Here is a 15,694-nt window from a genome sequence, read left to right as displayed (position 1 = left end):
GGGCGGACGCGGCCTCTCCGGCCGGCCACAGGGCGTGCGCCGGGTGCGCTCCTCGCCGTCGCCTCCGTCACCGCCCTTGTCGCCACCCTTGTCACCGCTCTGTCACAGAGCGGCGCTCGGGGCGGAGGTGCGCGCCGGGGGCGCACTACGGTGGCGCCCGAGTCATCGCGTTGATCACCGCAGGGCGGTGGGGGGAAAGGCGCGGTGGGGGAGGGGGACCCATGTCCGATCAGCCGTCCGGCGTGCCCGCGGAGAACGAGGCGGACGACACCCCGCGGAAGGCTGCCGTACGGCGGGAGGGCGGGCACGAGGACGCCCCGCGCCGGAAGGCGACCTCCGGCGGCACCGGGCCGCCGCGGAAGTCCGCACGTGCGGCGGAGCAGGGCGCCGCCCCGGGCGGCCGGCGGTCCGGCGCGTCCCACGGTGCGTCGTCCTGGGCCGCGTACGAGCCTCCGCCCCCGCCCGCCTGGGTGACGGCCGCGAGGCCGGAGGAACCCCCGCCGATCGGCGGGGCCGCCCTCTGGGCCGTGCTGGCCACCGGAACACTGGCCGGGCTGCTGCTCGGCGACGGGCTGGGTCTCAACGTGCTGCTGGCCGCCCTGCCGGCCGCCCTGGCCGCGTACTTCGCCGGGCGGGCGGCGGGGCGCGGGATCCATCCGTGGTCACTGGTGTGGGCCGCGGGCGGGACGGCCCTGCTGCTGGTGCCCGCGCTGCGGGACGCGGGATGGCCGACCTTCCTGGCGCTGGCGGCGGCCCTGGCGACGGGATCGCTGGCCCTGCACGGCACGCGCACCTGGCGCGGGACGCTGATCGGATGCGTCGGCGTGTTCGGCGAGGTCCTGCCGGGCGCCCTCTGGGCCTGGCGCGGGCTGCGCGAGCGGGCGGACGGCTCGCGCGACCGCTGGTGGCCCGTCGTCCGGACGGCCGGCGTCGCGGCCGTGCTGCTGGCCGTCTTCGGCGCGCTGTTCGCGGGGGCGGACGCGGCCTTCGCGGACCTGCTGACCGGGCTGGTGCCCGAGGTGTCGGTGTCGGACGGGCCGGCGCACGCCCTCCTGTTCGTCCTGGGGGCCGCGGCCGCGCTGGGAGCGGCCCGCACCGCCGCGGCCCCCTGGCGCTGGGACCGCGTCGAGGGCGGTCGCGGGCGGCCCCGGGGGCGCATGGAGTGGGCGCTTCCCCTGGTCGTGCTGAACGCCCTGTTCGCCGTCTTCATCGCCATCCAGCTCGCCGTCCTCTTCGGCGGCTACGACAAGGTGCTCAGCGAGACCGGGCTGACCTACTCGGAGTACGCCCGCCAGGGCTTCTGGCAGCTGCTGACCGTCACCCTCCTGACCCTCGTCGTGATCGCGCTGGCCCTGCGCTGGGCGCCGCGCGGCGCGGCCCGCGACCGCACACTGGTCCGCGCCGTCCTGGGAACCCTCTGCGCGCTGACCCTCGTCGTGGTGCTCTCGGCGCTGCGCCGCATGGAGCTGTACGTCGACGCGTACGGCCTGACCAGGCTGAGGGTGTCCGTGGCCGGGGTCGAGCTGTGGCTCGGCGTCGTCATCGTCCTGATCATGGCGGCCGGGGTGTTCGGCGGGCGCTGGCTGCCGCGCGCGGTGGTGGCGAGCGCGGCGGCCGCCGTGCTGTGCTTCGGGCTGGTCTCGCCGGACGGGCTGGTGGCCGAGCAGAACGTGCGGCGCTTCGAGCGCACCGGGCAGATCGACCTCGCGTATCTGAGGGGGCTCTCCGCGGACGCCGTACCGGCCCTGGACACCCTGCCCGAGCCCCAGCGCTCCTGCGCCCTGCGGGACATCGCCCGGGACGTCCTCGACGGGGACAAGCCCTGGTACGCGACCAGTTACGGCGAGAGGCGGGCCCGTGCCGTGCTCACCGACCGCCCCGCCGACCGGATGGAGCTCCCCTGCGGGGGGCTGGACCGGGAGGGGCGGACTCCGGAGTACCGCTGAACCGCGCCGTGCAGTGCGGTGCCGTGCAGTGCCGTGCCGTGCCGTGCCGTGCAGTGCCGGGGGAGGGGCGCGGCCCTCCGGCCCCGGGCGACGTCCGCCGGCCGGAGGGGCGTACCCTGGCTGACGCCATGCCGTACGAGCCTCCCACCCACCGCGTCGAACGTTCCCTGCGGGCCACCACGGGGGCGAAGGTCGTCGCAGGGATCGACGAGGTCGGCCGGGGCGCCTGGGCGGGGCCCGTCACCGTATGCGCGGCGGTCACCGGGCTGCGCAGGCCGCCCGAAGGGCTGACGGACTCCAAGCTCATCGGGCCCGTCCGCCGCACCGAACTCGCCGGAACGCTCACCGACTGGGTCACCGCCCACGCGCTCGGGCACTCCTCCCCGGAGGAGATAGACGAACTGGGCATGACGGCCGCCCTCCGGCTCGCCGCCGTACGTGCGCTGGAGGCGCTGCCGGTCCGTCCCGACGCGGTGATCCTCGACGGCGGGCACGACTACCTGGGGGCGCCCTGGAGGGTCCGCACGGTGGTCAAGGGCGACCGGTCGTGCGTCCCGGTCGCTGCGGCGTCCGTGATCGCCAAGGTGCACCGGGACGCCCGTATGGCCGAACTGGGCGCCGACCACGCCGAGTTCCGCTTCGACCGCAACGCCGGTTATCCCTCGCCCGTCCACCGTGCCGCCCTCGAGGAGTTGGGGCCCACGCCCCACCACCGGCTGTCGTGGTCCTACCTGGACGCACTGCCGCGCTGGCGGCACCTGAAACGGGCACGTGCCGAGCGGATCGAGCAGATCGGCCTCTTCTGAGCCGAAACCGAATCTTTTTCCGAACCCGCTGGCGCGTTCCGCGCCGGCGTTTGATAGACAACACTCCATGCCGCACAGCTCCGAGGAGCCCAAGATCCACCCGAATGTCCCCGGCCCCCGCAACACGACGGGTACCGCCCGGGCCCCACAGATTCCCCGCCCCTCCGCACCCGTTCCCGGACCCCGGCCGACGCCGCAGCGGGCCGACCGCAGCCGTCCCGCTCCCGGCAGGCCGGTGCCGACGCGCACCGCCGGGCCCTCGCGCCCCGCATCGGAGGCGGCGGAGGCGAAGACGGCCCCGGGCGGGGCCGCTCCGGGGAAGGCAGCACCGCAGATCCAGCTCGTCGACGCCACCGAGGCCACCGCGGTCGAGGTCGCGGACGAGACCGTCGACAGGCTGCTCGACGAGGGCCGCTCGCCCGCCGACGTCCTGGTGTTCACCACCGGTGAGCAGCACCCCTGGGCGCAGCACGAGCTCACCTTCGGCGAGGACGCCTACTGGCGCCAACAGGCCGAGGGCGAAGACGTCTTCTACGCCCACGCGTCGGCCGCGGACCGCACCACCGGCCGCCCAGTCGTCGTGCTCGCGGTCAACGGCGGGACGGACGAGCAGGCTGCCCGGGCGCTGCCCGCCGCCCTTGCCAGGACGGGGTCGCGGCTGATCGTCTGCGGAGATCCGGGACGGCTGCGCACCCTGCTCTGAACCGGTGCTGCGGCCCGCGGCCCGCCGCCCGGCGGGTCAGCGGGCCGTCGTACCCCGCCGTGCCCCGGGCGCCTTCGGGGCACTGTCCCCCCGGCCGCCTTCCTCCGGGCCCCCGTCTCCCGGGCCTCCGTTCTCCGGTCGTGTGCCCCAGACGGCGGGGCCGCCGACGTACGGCCGTCGTCCGCCGCGGTCCTCGCCGAGCACCTGCCAGCCGTCACGGGTCAGCGTGATGTACGCCCCGCACCTCAGGCCGTGCAGGATGCAGGCGTCGCGCAGTCCCCACATCCACGCTCCGTCCTCGTCCCTCCAGCCCGGGCCGTCCCCCCGGCAGCACAGCAGGACGGCGGTCCGCGAGGGCCTGCGGCGGCGCAGGTCGTGCGGAACGATCCTGCGCAACTGGGACAGCAGGACGTTGCGGCACTCCCAGCCGTCCGGAGTGGAGTTGGCCCGGGAGAACGACGCGCTGGCGATGATCCGCTCGTCCGGGTCGAGCACCGCGACGACGGAGGTGGCCGGTCCGGGCCGGTGGCGGGTGTGCAGACCGGCGACCAGTTCGCGCGGACTGCGCAGCAGAGGGATCCCGGCGGCGGCCCACTCGGCGGGTTCGAGAGTGCGTCCGGCACGGGACGGGGTCTCGGCGGGCGGCGGTGAGACGAAGCCGACGGTCATGGTCCTCCCTCCGTGGCACCGCATCAATTCTCACGGGTGAACACGGTTGCGGCAATGGAACAAAGAGTCGCCCCGGTCACGCCGGAGCCTCCCGCGGCGGTGGGCGTGCGTACCGGCGGGCGGCTCAACCCCGTACGGCCAGCACCAGCGGCATCACCTCCTGGGCTCCGGCCCGGCGCAGCAGCCGCGCGGCCACGGCCAGGGTCCAGCCGGTCTCCGTGACGTCGTCCACCAGCAGTACCGGGCCACCTGCCGCCGCGACCGCCTCCGCCAGCTGCTCGGGCACGGTCAGGGCGCCGTGCAGGGCCCGGAGGCGCTGCGCGCTGTTGCTGCGCGGGATACGGGTGTCCGACGCCCCGTCGGCGTACTCCACGGTGCCCAGCAGCGGTATCCGGCCGACCGCCGCGATCCGCTCCCCGAGAGACCTGATCAGCTGCGGCCGGGTCCGCGAGCCGATCGTCACCACCCCCACCGGGCGGGCCGGCGCGCCTTCCTCTCCGGAGGACCAGCCGCCCGGTCCCCGCGCCCAGTCGGCGAGTACGGAGACGACGGCGCCGGCCACGTCGTCGGGTACCGGCCCGTCCTGCGAAGGCGGTTCCAGCAGCGGGCGCAGCCGGTTGCCCCATCCGATGTCGGACAGCCGGCCCAGTGCCCTGCCGGGAGCAGCCTGTTCACCCGGAGGGACACGGCCCTTGAGGTCCAGCCCGATCGCGGGCAGCCCCGTCGGCCACATCCTGCGCGGCTCCACCTCCACGCCGGGACGCCCCAGTTCCCCCCGGGCGGCCTCCAGCGCGGCCGGATCGACATCGGTGCCGAACCGCGGGCCCGCGCAGTTGTCGCACCGCCCGCAGGGCGCCGCCTCCGTGTCGTCCAGTTGCCGCCGCAGGAACTCCATCCGGCACCCGGAGGTGGCGGCGTACTCCTTCATCGCACGCTGCTCGGCCTCCCGCTGCCGCGCCACCCAGGCGTACCGCTCGGCGTCGTAGGACCAGGGCTCTCCCGTGGAGACCCAGCCGCCGCGCACCCGCCGCACAGCACCGTCCACGTCGAGCACCTTGAGCATCATCTCCAGCCGCGAGCGGCGCAGTTCCACCAGCGGTTCCAGAGCCGGCAGCGACAACGGCCGGTCGGCCGACGCCAGCACGTCCAGGGTGCGGCGCACCTGCTCCTCCGGAGGAAAGGCCAGGGAGGAGAAGTACCGCCAGATCGCCTCGTCCTCGGGGCCGGGCAGCAGCAGCACCTCGGCGTGCTCCACACCGCGCCCGGCCCGGCCCACCTGCTGGTAGTAGGCGATGGGGGAGGAAGGGGAGCCGAGGTGGACGACGAAGCCCAGATCCGGCTTGTCGAAGCCCATGCCCAGGGCGGAGGTGGCCACCAGCGCCTTGACCCTGTTGCCGAGCAGGTCCGCCTCGGCCGCCTCCCGGTCGGCGTTCTCCGTCCGCCCGGTGTAGGAGGCCACCGTGTGCCCTCGCTGCCGCAGGAAGGCCGCCACCTCCTCGGCCGCCGAGACCGTCAGCGTGTAGACGATGCCGGAGCCCGGCAGCTCGTGGAGGTGACCGTCGAGCCAGGCCAGCCGGTGTGCCGCGTCCGGCAGGCGCAGCACCCCCAGACTGAGGCTCTCCCGGTCCAGCGGGCCGCGCAGCACCAGCGCGTCCGTCCCCGTCCCGCCGGTGCCCAGCTGCTCGGCCACGTCGGCCGTCACCCGGGCGTTGGCCGTCGCGGTGGTGGCCAGCACCGGGACGCCCGGGGGAAGCTCGGCGAGCATCGTCCGCAGCCGCCGGTAGTCGGGCCGGAAGTCATGGCCCCAGTCGGAGATGCAGTGCGCTTCGTCGACCACCAGCAGTCCGGTGGTGGCGGCCAACTTCGGCAGGACCTGATCACGGAAATCGGGGTTGTTCAGGCGCTCCGGACTGACGAGCAGCACATCGACCTCGCCCGCGGCCACCTCGGCGTGGACGGTCTCCCACTCCTCGGTGTTCGCGGAGTTGATCGTCCGGGCCCGCACGCCCGCCCGCTCCGCGGCCTCGACCTGGTTGCGCATCAGGGCCAGGAGCGGGGAGACGATCACGGTCGGCCCCTCACCGCGCTCGCGCAGCAGCGCGGTCGCCACGAAGTACACCGCCGACTTGCCCCAGCCCGTGCGCTGGACCACCAAGGTCCGCCGGCGCTCCACCACCAGGGCCTCGACGGCCCGCCACTGGTCGGTGCGCAGCCTCGCCGTACCAGTGGTGTCGCCGGTCAGGCGGGCCAGTACGGCGTCGGCCGCGGCACGCAGATTCTCCTCGCTCATACACCCATGCAACCCGATGGCACCGACACCGTGCGAACCGCCTGTGGACAACCAGACACCCATACGGCAAATGTGATCACCGGCATATCGGCGCATATGCCTGTTGAGGCCGTCTGTGGACGGAACCGCACGGCGCCCCGCCCGTCCGCGCCACTGTCGGGGCATGACACAGCACAGCGAATCCACCCGGCAGCCGTCCGCCACCACCCAGGTAACCCTGCGAGGTCCGGCCGAGCTGATCGACTCCCTTCCCTACCTGCTCGGCTACCACCCCGACGACTCCATCGTCCTGGTCGGCCTCCACGGCCCCAGCGGCCGCTTCGGCGGCAGGCTCCGCGTGGGCATCCCCGCGCGGGAGGAGGGATGGCCCGGACTGGCCGAGCAACTCGCCGACTGCCTGCGCGGCAGCGGCGTCCCGCGCGGCGACCGCCCCGACGCGGCACTCGTCTTCCTGTGCCAGGACCCTGCGGACGGCGAGAGCGGCCTCGCCGTCATGGAACGGCTCCGTCCTCTCGCCCAGAGGCTGCGGACCGCCTGCGGAGCGCTGGACATGCCGGTGTACGAGGCACTGTGCGTCTCCGGCGGCCGCTACTGGTCCTACTGCTGCCCCGACATCCGGTGCTGCCCCGCCGAGGGCACACCGCTGGGCGTGCCCGGCACCTCCGCCATGGCGGCCGCGGCGGCGTACGCCGGGCTGCGGGTGGAGGGCACGCTGAAGGAGATGACGGCCAGGCTCGCGCCGCTGGGTCCACCGGCCGCCGGACCGCAGGAGCAGGCCCTCGACATCGCGGGCACGGCCCTGGTGCCCCGGATGCTGGGCGAGGCCGACCGCGCGACGGTGCGTACCGAGACCCTGGCACTCGCCGGGCGGCTGCTGGACCGCTACCGGAACGCGGCGACGGCGGGCCGGAGGGAGGGGGTGGCCGGGGCCGATGCCGGGGACGACCGCCTCCTCTCCCACGAGGAGGCCGCCACCGTGATCCTCGGCCTCCAGGACAGGATCACCCGGGACTGGGCCGCGGAGTGGATGGAGGGCGAGGACGCCGCCCCCGCGCTGCGGCTGTGGCGGGCGCTGGCCCGGCGGTGCGTCGGGGCCTACGCCGAACACGCGGCGGCCCCGCTCACCCTGGCAGGCTGGGTCGCCTGGTCCGGTGGGGACGAACCCGGCGCGCGTGTGGCGCTGGGCCGGGCACTGGAGCTGGATCCGGGGTACGTCTTCGCGCGGCTGCTCCACGGCGCGTGCAACAGCGGGCTCGACCCCGAACCGCTGAGGCGGTGCCTGCGGAGGCAGCGGGCCGCGCGCGGCCTCGGGACCGCGGCGGTCCAGGGCTGACGGCGGAGCGGAGCGAGCCTCTGTTTATCGTCAGGCAGACGACTATGATCACGTCATGCCCTACGACCCGTCGGCCTTTCCCCCCTTCGCCGTCACCGTCGATCTGGTCGTGCTCACCGTGCGAAGGCACGCCCTGTGCGCGCTGGTCGTACGCCGGGGTGAACCTCCGTACCAGGGACGGTGGGCACTGCCCGGGGGTTTCGTGCGCATCGACGAGGACCTCGGGGCCGCGGCCGCCCGCGAACTCACCGAGGAGACCGGGCTGCACGTCCAGGGGCCGGACGACCGGCACACCGGTGCCCATCTCGAACAGCTCGCCACCTATGGTGATCCGGGGCGGGATCCGCGGATGCGGGTGGTCAGCGTCGCCCATCTGGTGCTGGCCCCCGACCTGCCCACCCCCACGGCCGGCGGCGACGCCGACAGCGTCCGCTGGGCGCCGGTGGACACCCTGCTGCCGTCCGGACAGCCTTCCGGGGGCGGTCCGGACCGAAGCGGAGAGCAGCCCGCTCTGCTGGCCTTCGACCACTCCAGGATCCTCGCGGACGGGGTGGAGCGGGCCCGGTCGAAGATCGAGTACTCCTCGCTCGCCACCGCTTTCTGCCCGCCGGAGTTCACCGTGGGGGAACTGCGGCGGGTCTACGAAGCGGTGTGGGGCGTCGCGCTCGACCCGAGGAACTTCCACCGCAAGGTCACCGGCACTCCGGGCTTCCTGGTGCCCACCGGCGGTACGACGACCCGTCAGGGCGGTCGGCCCGCACAGTTGTTCCGGGCCGGTGGCGCCACGGTGCTGAACCCGCCGATGCTGCGCCCGGAGGTCTGAGGGAGGGAAGGGGCCGGATCCCCGTCTTACCCCGGAGCGGCGCTCGGTCCGCGGGCCTTCCCCTCGACGAGCCGGCACGCCTCTCACCAGCGGATCCGGGGCCGTCAGCGGTCCCGTGCCGCCACAGGCGCGCGCCGCCTGCCGCATATGCCTGATCGGAAGACCGTTTCTTTCCGATAAGGCGTCAATCGCGAGGAGGCCACTGATCACCCTTTCGTGTGCTTTTCACCAAAGCCCTCAAGGCCGTCCGGAGCACCGCCGACAAAGGATGCGTGACTACCCTTGCGCACACCATGATGACCTCGGCTCGCTCCGCCGACTCCGGCCTCACGGGTTCGGGCGAGCCGGACCGTTACGCCTATGCCGAGTCGACCGGCGCGACCCGTGCCACCACCGTCCCCGCGTGGGACGGCGGCGAAGCGGACATGGCCCGGGCCGGACGACGTGCCGCCGGAAGCCGGGGGCGCGGGCTGCACGGCCAACTCGTACAGCAACTGGGACAGATGATCGTCTCCGGAGACCTCGGCGCCGACCGTCCCCTCGTACCCGAGGAGATCGGCCAGCGCTTCGAGGTGTCGCGCACCGTCGTCCGCGAGTCGCTCCGGGTCCTCGAGGCCAAGGGCCTGGTCAGTGCCCGCCCCAACGTCGGAACGCGGGTCCGCCCGGTCAGCGACTGGAACCTCCTCGACCCCGACATCATCGAGTGGCGCGCCTTCGGCCCGCAGCGCGACGACCAGCGCCGCGAGCTGTGCGAGCTGCGCTGGGCCATCGAACCTCTGGCCGCCCGCCTCGCCGCGGACCGCAGCGGCGACGAGGTGCAGCAGCGACTCGCGGACATGGTCGAGATCATGGGCCACACACTCGCCCAGGGCGACAGCCTGACCTTCTCCCGGGCCGACGCCGAGTTCCACGCCCTGCTCCTGCAGGCCGCCGGCAACCGGATGCTGGAGCACCTCTCCGGCATCGTCGGCGCGGCCCTTCAGGTCTCCGGGGCGCCCGCCGCCGGATGTGAGCGCCCCACCGAGGCGTCCCTGGCGCACCACCGCAGGATCGCCGAAGCCGTGGCCTCCGGGGAGGCGGTCGCCGCGGAGAACGCGGTGCGCCAGCTGCTCGCGGTCTCCTCCGAGGCGGCCGTCCCCGCGACGCCCGGTGCGCCCGCTCAGGCCGCTCCCTCCGAGGCCCAGGCCTCCACTGCGGTTCCGGCCGCGGGCGGCGGTTCCGACCACGTGGTGCCGGCGCCCCGCGAGCACTGACGCCCGGCGTCGGCCGCACCAGTACGGTGTCGCCGGATCCCGCCCGGCGGGATCCGGCGACGTCCTTCCGGCCGGTTCGCACGCTTCCGCGGTTCCGACCCGCGGTGCCGCCCCCCCAAGACCGTGGCCGGTGATAAGTCACCGTATGGGAGTCTCTGTCCTTCTATGTCATGTGACCCGGGACACTCCGGTTGGGCGTAACGCTTCGCGTGGCAGCGCGATGACTCAAGAGGTGGCAGCTACCGGGGGAATACGGACGCCGCATCCGGCGCTGTAGTCTCCCCTGTCGCTCCGCCCGAGCCGCCGGTCATCCCCGCCGGGGCTTGCAGGTCCCGGATCCCCTCGTGGGCGGGGCCGAAGCCGTTTCCATCGTTCCGAGAGGTTGTTCGTGTCGGCCAGCACATCCCGTACGCTCCCTGCGGAGATCGCCGAGTCCGCGTCTGTGATGGCGCTCATTGAGCGGGGAAAGGCCGAGGGGCAGATCGCCGGCGACGATGTGCGTCGGGCCTTCGAGGCCGACCAGATTCCGCCGACCCAGTGGAAGAACGTCCTGCGCAGTCTCAACCAGATCCTCGATGAGGAGGGTGTGACGCTGATGGTGAGTGCCGCGGAGGCCCCCAAGCGCACCCGGAAGAGCGTCGCAGCGAAGGCCCCGGCCAAACGCACCGCGACCAAGACGGTCGCCGCCAAGAAGACCGCTGTCAGGAAGGCCGCTCCGGCCGAGGCCCCCGAGGATCCCGCCGAGGACGCGGAGGGGACCGCCGAGGAGGCCGCGGCCAAGCCCGCCAAGAAGACCGCCGCCAAGAAGGCGCCCGCGAAGAAGGCCGCCGCCAAGAAGACCGCCGCCAAGAAGGCGCCCGCGAAGAAGACCGCCGCCAAGAAGACGGACGTCGACGAGCTGCTCGAGGGCGACGAGGACGTCGTCGACGAGCCTCCGATCAAGGGCGGCAAGGTCGCCGAGGACGCCGCGGCGGAGCCCAAGAGCGAGAACGAGGGCTTCGTCCTGTCCGACGAGGACGAGGACGACGCCCCTGCCCAGCAGGTCGCCGCCGCGGGCGCCACCGCCGACCCGGTCAAGGACTACCTCAAGCAGATCGGCAAGGTCCCCCTGCTCAACGCCGAGCAGGAGGTCGAGCTGGCCAAGCGCATCGAGGCCGGTCTCTTCGCCGAGGACAAGCTCGCCAACAGCGACAAGATCGCCCCCAAGCTCAAGCGCGAGCTGGAGATCATCGCCGAGGACGGCCGCCGGGCCAAGAACCACCTCCTGGAGGCCAACCTCCGTCTGGTGGTCTCGCTGGCCAAGCGCTACACCGGCCGGGGCATGCTCTTCCTGGACCTGATCCAGGAGGGCAACCTGGGCCTGATCCGCGCGGTCGAGAAGTTCGACTACACCAAGGGCTACAAGTTCTCGACCTACGCGACCTGGTGGATCCGCCAGGCCATCACCCGCGCCATGGCCGACCAGGCGCGCACCATCCGCATTCCGGTGCACATGGTCGAGGTGATCAACAAGCTCGCGCGCGTCCAGCGCCAGATGCTCCAGGACCTGGGCCGCGAGCCCACTCCGGAGGAGCTGGCCAAGGAGCTCGACATGACCCCGGAGAAGGTCGTCGAGGTCCAGAAGTACGGTCGCGAGCCGATCTCCCTGCACACCCCGCTGGGCGAGGACGGCGACAGCGAGTTCGGTGACCTCATCGAGGACTCCGAGGCGGTCGTCCCGGCCGACGCGGTCAGCTTCACGCTCCTGCAGGAGCAGCTCCACTCCGTGCTCGACACGCTCAGCGAGCGCGAGGCCGGCGTGGTCTCGATGCGCTTCGGCCTCACCGACGGCCAGCCCAAGACGCTGGACGAGATCGGCAAGGTCTACGGCGTGACCCGCGAGCGGATCCGCCAGATCGAGTCCAAGACGATGTCGAAGCTGCGCCACCCCTCCCGTTCGCAGGTTCTGCGGGACTACCTCGACTGACCCACCGGGTCCGTCCGCGGATGCCGAAGGGCCCGGAACCCCGCCGCGGGGTTCCGGGCCCTTCGGCATCCGCACCGTGGCAGGCGGGTGCGGGCGGTTCTCCGGATGCGGAAGTAGCCCGCATGGCTCACTCTGGGGTGAGGCGGGGACGACCGCGGGCTCAGGGAGGCCCCACGTGCCTGTCTCCCGGCGTGCGGGAGCCCTCGCGCCCTTCCCGCCACGTCGCCGCCCGCCGCGCTCGCCTGTGCCCGGATACGGCAAACGGGCGGCCGCCCCGCGAGGGGGCGACCGCCCGTGGCGTCCGGCCCTGGGCCGGTCCGAGCTCGTCGGATGGGGACGCGTTCGCCGTCGGCCGGCAGGTCAGTGCTCGCCGTCACCCGCCGTCGCGGGGGTGGCGTTGAGCCGTTCGGTCTCGTCCTGTATCTCCGCAGCGATCTTCTTGAGTTCCGGCTCGAACTTGCGGCCGTGGTGGGCGCAGAACAGCAGCTCTCCACCGCTGACGAGCACAACACGCAGGTATGCCTGGGCGCCGCAGCGGTCGCAGCGGTCAGCGGCCGTCAGCGGGCTCGCGGGGGTCAGAACAGTAGTCACGTCGCCTCTTCTCTAGCTCGACGAGCTGTCGTACCAGGGTCAACATCCAACCAGGCCGAAAACGTTCCCGCTCGTGGCTTTTCCTCGAAAATCTCTGTGTGAGGTGGCTGACATGTTGCCGGTTGGCGGCGAATGAGCCGTTTACAGAGATGTGTTGATCTTTGCCGTCTTCGTGTTGTGTGTTCGGTTGTCTCCTCCGGCGCCGGTCTCGCCGGTGTCGTTCCAGAGGACGTGCCCGGAGCCTAGATGGTTCATGCCCGGAAGGGAACGTGATGTACACGTCACCCGGACGAGTTATCGAACGCTTGGTCGACGCTGGTTTAGCATGGGCCTTCTCCTGGGTGGCTTCACCTTGGCTCTCCATGGCCTCGGTACCCTCTGACCCGCAAGACAGCCATCCCCAGCGAAATTCAGCGAGGAGCGAACCGCGTGACCGCCGAGACTCCCCTGGCCTCCGGCAGGGGAAACCCCATGCCGTCCACCGCCCTGCTCACGGGCGCGGACCGTGACGGTTCCAACTACACCGCGCGGCACCTGCTCGTCCTCGAGGGGCTGGAGGCGGTGCGCAAGCGGCCCGGCATGTACATCGGCTCCACCGACAGCCGCGGCCTCATGCACTGCCTCTGGGAGATCATCGACAACTCGGTCGACGAGGCCCTCGGAGGGCACTGCGACCACATCGAGGTCATCCTCCGTGAGGACGGCTCCGTCGAGGTGCAGGACAACGGCCGCGGCATCCCCGTCGACATCGAGCCCAAGACGGGGCTGTCGGGCGTCGAGGTCGTGATGACCAAGCTGCACGCCGGCGGAAAGTTCGGAGGCGGCTCGTACGCGGCCTCCGGCGGTCTGCACGGCGTCGGCGCGTCCGTCGTCAACGCGCTGTCCGCCCGCCTCGACGTCGAGGTCGACCGCGACGGCCGCACGCACTCCGTCAGCTTCCGGCGCGGCGTCCCGGGCCTCTTCACCGAGTCCGGTCCGGACGCCCCCTTCGACCCGGCGAGCGGCCTGCGCAAGGGCAAGAAGATCCCCAAGACCCGTACCGGTACCCGTGTGCGGTACTGGGCCGACCGCCAGATCTTCCTCAAGGACGCCCGGCTCTCCCTGGAGAACCTGCACGCGCGTGCCCGCCAGACCGCCTTCCTGGTGCCCGGCCTGACGATCGTCGTCCGCGACGAGCGCGGGCTCGACGGCGCGTCTCCCGGGAAGCCCGAGGAGGAGGTCTTCCACTACGACGGCGGCATCAGCGAGTTCTGCGAGTACCTGGCCCCGGACCGGCCGCTGTGCGACGTGCTGCGCCTGACGGGCCAGGGCACCTTCAAGGAGACCGTCCCCGTCCTGGACGAGCGCGGCCACATGATCCCCACCGAGGTCACCCGTGAGCTGGGCGTGGACGTCGCGCTGCGCTGGGGGACGGGGTACGACACCACGGTCAGGTCGTTCGTCAACATCATCGCCACCCCCAAGGGCGGCACCCACGTCGCTGGCTTCGAGCGCGCGGTCACCCGCACGGTGAACGAGGTGCTGCGCTCCACCAAGCTGCTGCGCGTCGCCGAGGACGACATCGTCAAGGACGACGCCCTGGAGGGCATGACGGCGGTCGTCACCGTGCGGCTGGCCGAGCCGCAGTTCGAGGGGCAGACCAAGGAGGTGCTGGGCACCTCGGCCGCCTCCCGGATCGTCGCCCAGGTGGTCTCCAAGGAGCTCAAGGCCTTCCTGACCTCCACCAAGCGCGACGCCAGGCAGCAGGCCCGCTCGGTGCTGGAGAAGGCCGTGGCCGCGGCCCGCACCCGCATCGCCGCCCGCCAGCACAAGGAGGCCCAGCGCCGCAAGACCGCGCTGGAGTCCTCCGCCCTGCCGGCCAAGCTCGCCGACTGCCGCAGCGACGAGGTCGAGCGCAGCGAGCTGTTCATCGTCGAGGGCGACTCGGCGCTCGGCACCGCCAAACTCGCCCGGAACTCCGAGTTCCAGGCGCTGCTGCCGATCCGCGGCAAGATCCTCAACGTCCAGAAGTCGTCCGTCTCCGACATGCTGAAGAACGCCGAGTGCGGCGCGATCATCCAGGTCATAGGGGCGGGCTCGGGCCGGACGTTCGACATCGACCAGGCCCGCTACGGCAAGGTCATCTTCCTGGCCGACGCCGACGTCGACGGCGCGCACATCCGCTGCCTGCTGCTGACGCTCTTCCAGCGCTACATGAGGCCGATGGTCGAGCAGGGCAGGGTCTTCTCGGCGGTGCCGCCGCTGCACCGGATCGAGCTGATCAACCCCCGGCGGGGCCAGGCGAAGTACATCTACACCTACTCCGACAACGAACTGCGCCAGACCCTGCTGGAGCTCCAGGGCAAGGGGATCCGCTTCAAGGACTCCATCCAGCGCTACAAGGGCCTGGGCGAGATGGACGCCGACCAGCTCGCGGAGACGACGATGGATCCGCGCCACCGCACCCTGCGGCGCATCAACATCAGCGACCTGGAGGCCGCCGAGAAGACCTTCGACCTGCTGATGGGCAACGAGGTCGCACCGCGCAAGGAGTTCATCACCACTTCCGCGGCCACTCTGGACCGCTCCCGGATCGACGTCTGACCCACGCAGTCCCAGGCCTTCCGCCGCCGTCGCCGCGTCTCCGCCTCCGGCCCGTCCGGGGGCGGGGGCGCGGTTTTTCCCGCCCAGGTCACGGACCAGCCCCAGGTCACGGCCCGGGCGTCCGGCGGCCAGGCCCGCCGGGGCACGGGGCCTGCTCGGCGAATCCTCCCCTGAAAGGGTGAAGAGTCCGGATTGGTCTCCCGCGGGGGCCGGGGCCCTGCCCATCCTGGGACATGCGGATCGACGACCCCTGGCACGACACCCTCGCCTCCGGCTGGGAGGGGGAGTGCGGCGCCGCCGCTGCGCCCTTCCCCGGACGGGCCGCTCCCGGTACGGCAGCCGCCGGCGCCGCCCGCCTCACCCGCTCCCGCGGAGCAACTCCCCGCGGGACGCGCAGCCGCCGCCACCGCCGCCTCGTCCTGTCCGCTGGCGCCGCCCTCCTCGCCTGCCACCTGGCGTACCTGGTCGCGGTCACCGCCGTGCCCGGCGTTACGGGCCGGGTACTGGGCGGCGGGCCCGTCACGGCGGGCACGGCCGCCGGGCTCGCGCAGTTCGCCGCCGTCTGCCTGCTGGTCCGGGCGTACGCCCGCCACACGCGTCCGCGCCGGGACGGGCGCGTGGAGGCCCCCGAGCCGTGCCGGTGCGGACGCGAACCGCTCCACGCGGCGGGTGCGGCGGCCCAGGGGAGGGGAGACCGGGCCGGATGACCGGCGCGCGGCCGGACCACACCC

At 72.9% G+C, this 15,694-nt stretch carries 12 protein-coding genes; 9 read left to right on the top strand and 3 right to left on the bottom strand.

The window, feature by feature from the left end:
• Positions 1-221 precede the first annotated feature (221 nt).
• The 3 genes from ACLIYP_RS02470 (at position 222) to ACLIYP_RS02460 (ending at position 3,455) form a co-directional block, all read left to right on the top strand.
• Positions 222-1,946: a DUF4153 domain-containing protein gene (locus ACLIYP_RS02470; protein WP_412711475.1), complete on the top strand. Its 1,725-nt coding sequence runs from the start codon at positions 222-224 to the stop codon at positions 1,944-1,946.
• Between the two features lie 128 nt (positions 1,947-2,074).
• Positions 2,075-2,752 carry a ribonuclease HII gene (locus tag ACLIYP_RS02465; RefSeq protein ID WP_412711474.1) on the top strand — a complete coding sequence of 226 codons (678 nt, stop codon included), beginning with the start codon at positions 2,075-2,077 and terminating at the stop codon, positions 2,750-2,752.
• Positions 2,753-2,987: 235 nt separating this feature from the next.
• Positions 2,988-3,455 carry a hypothetical protein gene (locus tag ACLIYP_RS02460; RefSeq protein WP_412711473.1) on the top strand — a complete coding sequence of 156 codons (468 nt, stop codon included), beginning with the start codon at positions 2,988-2,990 and terminating at the stop codon, positions 3,453-3,455.
• A gap of 36 nt (positions 3,456-3,491) precedes the next feature.
• Here the strand turns inward: ACLIYP_RS02460 and ACLIYP_RS02455 are convergent, their stop codons facing one another.
• Together ACLIYP_RS02455 and ACLIYP_RS02450 are read right to left on the bottom strand one after the other, a co-directional pair.
• Positions 3,492-4,124, bottom strand: a complete 633-nt coding sequence (locus ACLIYP_RS02455; RefSeq protein ID WP_412711472.1) for a hypothetical protein — start codon at positions 4,122-4,124, stop codon at positions 3,492-3,494.
• A 124-nt stretch (positions 4,125-4,248) separates the two neighbouring features.
• The gene (locus ACLIYP_RS02450) at positions 4,249-6,414 is read right to left on the bottom strand and encodes a RecQ family ATP-dependent DNA helicase (RefSeq protein WP_412711471.1); all 2,166 of its coding nucleotides are present in this window, start codon (positions 6,412-6,414) and stop codon (positions 4,249-4,251) included.
• A gap of 163 nt (positions 6,415-6,577) precedes the next feature.
• Here ACLIYP_RS02450 and ACLIYP_RS02445 point away from each other — a divergent pair, with 163 nt between their 5' ends.
• From ACLIYP_RS02445 to ACLIYP_RS02430, 4 genes are all read left to right on the top strand, one after another.
• Positions 6,578-7,747 (top strand): DUF4192 domain-containing protein, encoded by a 1,170-nt coding sequence (locus tag ACLIYP_RS02445; protein WP_412711470.1) that lies wholly within the window; start codon positions 6,578-6,580, stop codon positions 7,745-7,747.
• A gap of 55 nt (positions 7,748-7,802) precedes the next feature.
• Positions 7,803-8,570 carry an NUDIX hydrolase gene (locus ACLIYP_RS02440; protein WP_412711469.1) on the top strand — a complete coding sequence of 256 codons (768 nt, stop codon included), beginning with the start codon at positions 7,803-7,805 and terminating at the stop codon, positions 8,568-8,570.
• 218 nt (positions 8,571-8,788) lie between these two features.
• Positions 8,789-9,823 carry a FadR/GntR family transcriptional regulator gene (locus tag ACLIYP_RS02435; RefSeq protein ID WP_412711468.1) on the top strand — a complete coding sequence of 345 codons (1,035 nt, stop codon included), beginning with the start codon at positions 8,789-8,791 and terminating at the stop codon, positions 9,821-9,823.
• 388 nt (positions 9,824-10,211) lie between these two features.
• Complete coding sequence (locus tag ACLIYP_RS02430) at positions 10,212-11,789, top strand: RNA polymerase sigma factor (protein WP_412711467.1); 1,578 nt, start codon at positions 10,212-10,214, stop codon at positions 11,787-11,789.
• A 360-nt stretch (positions 11,790-12,149) separates the two neighbouring features.
• Here ACLIYP_RS02430 and ACLIYP_RS02425 read toward each other — a convergent pair whose 3' ends face one another.
• On the bottom strand, positions 12,150-12,380 hold the full coding sequence (locus ACLIYP_RS02425) for a DUF7455 domain-containing protein (protein WP_093662696.1): 231 nt from the start codon (positions 12,378-12,380) through the stop codon (positions 12,150-12,152).
• Positions 12,381-12,851: 471 nt separating this feature from the next.
• On the opposite strand from ACLIYP_RS02425, the gene ACLIYP_RS02420 reads away from it, so the two are divergent.
• Both ACLIYP_RS02420 and ACLIYP_RS02415 read left to right on the top strand, forming a co-directional pair.
• Complete coding sequence (locus ACLIYP_RS02420) at positions 12,852-14,963, top strand: DNA gyrase/topoisomerase IV subunit B (RefSeq protein WP_412711516.1); 2,112 nt, start codon at positions 12,852-12,854, stop codon at positions 14,961-14,963.
• 233 nt (positions 14,964-15,196) lie between these two features.
• Positions 15,197-15,670: a DUF485 domain-containing protein gene (locus ACLIYP_RS02415; RefSeq protein WP_412711466.1), complete on the top strand. Its 474-nt coding sequence runs from the start codon at positions 15,197-15,199 to the stop codon at positions 15,668-15,670.
• Positions 15,671-15,694 lie beyond the last annotated feature (24 nt).

Origin of the sequence: Streptomyces nanhaiensis (assembly GCF_046614825.1) — a bacterium.
GTDB lineage: Bacteria > Actinomycetota > Actinomycetes > Streptomycetales > Streptomycetaceae > Streptomyces > Streptomyces radiopugnans.
The sequence above is the reverse complement of the archived record's forward strand: the minus strand, read 5'-3'. Positions and strand labels throughout refer to the sequence as shown.

Coding starts and splice junctions, on each gene's coding strand:
- ACLIYP_RS02470 (WP_412711475.1), top strand. CDS start 222: ATGTCCGATCAGCCGTCCGGCGTGCCCGCGGAGAACGAGGCGGACGAC.
- ACLIYP_RS02465 (WP_412711474.1), top strand. CDS start 2,075: ATGCCGTACGAGCCTCCCACCCACCGCGTCGAACGTTCCCTGCGGGCC.
- ACLIYP_RS02440 (WP_412711469.1), top strand. CDS start 7,803: ATGCCCTACGACCCGTCGGCCTTTCCCCCCTTCGCCGTCACCGTCGAT.
- ACLIYP_RS02415 (WP_412711466.1), top strand. CDS start 15,197: ATGCGGATCGACGACCCCTGGCACGACACCCTCGCCTCCGGCTGGGAG.
- ACLIYP_RS02420 (WP_412711516.1), top strand. CDS start 12,852: ATGCCGTCCACCGCCCTGCTCACGGGCGCGGACCGTGACGGTTCCAAC.
- ACLIYP_RS02455 (WP_412711472.1), bottom strand. CDS start 4,124: ATGACCGTCGGCTTCGTCTCACCGCCGCCCGCCGAGACCCCGTCCCGT.
- ACLIYP_RS02450 (WP_412711471.1), bottom strand. CDS start 6,414: ATGAGCGAGGAGAATCTGCGTGCCGCGGCCGACGCCGTACTGGCCCGC.
- ACLIYP_RS02445 (WP_412711470.1), top strand. CDS start 6,578: ATGACACAGCACAGCGAATCCACCCGGCAGCCGTCCGCCACCACCCAG.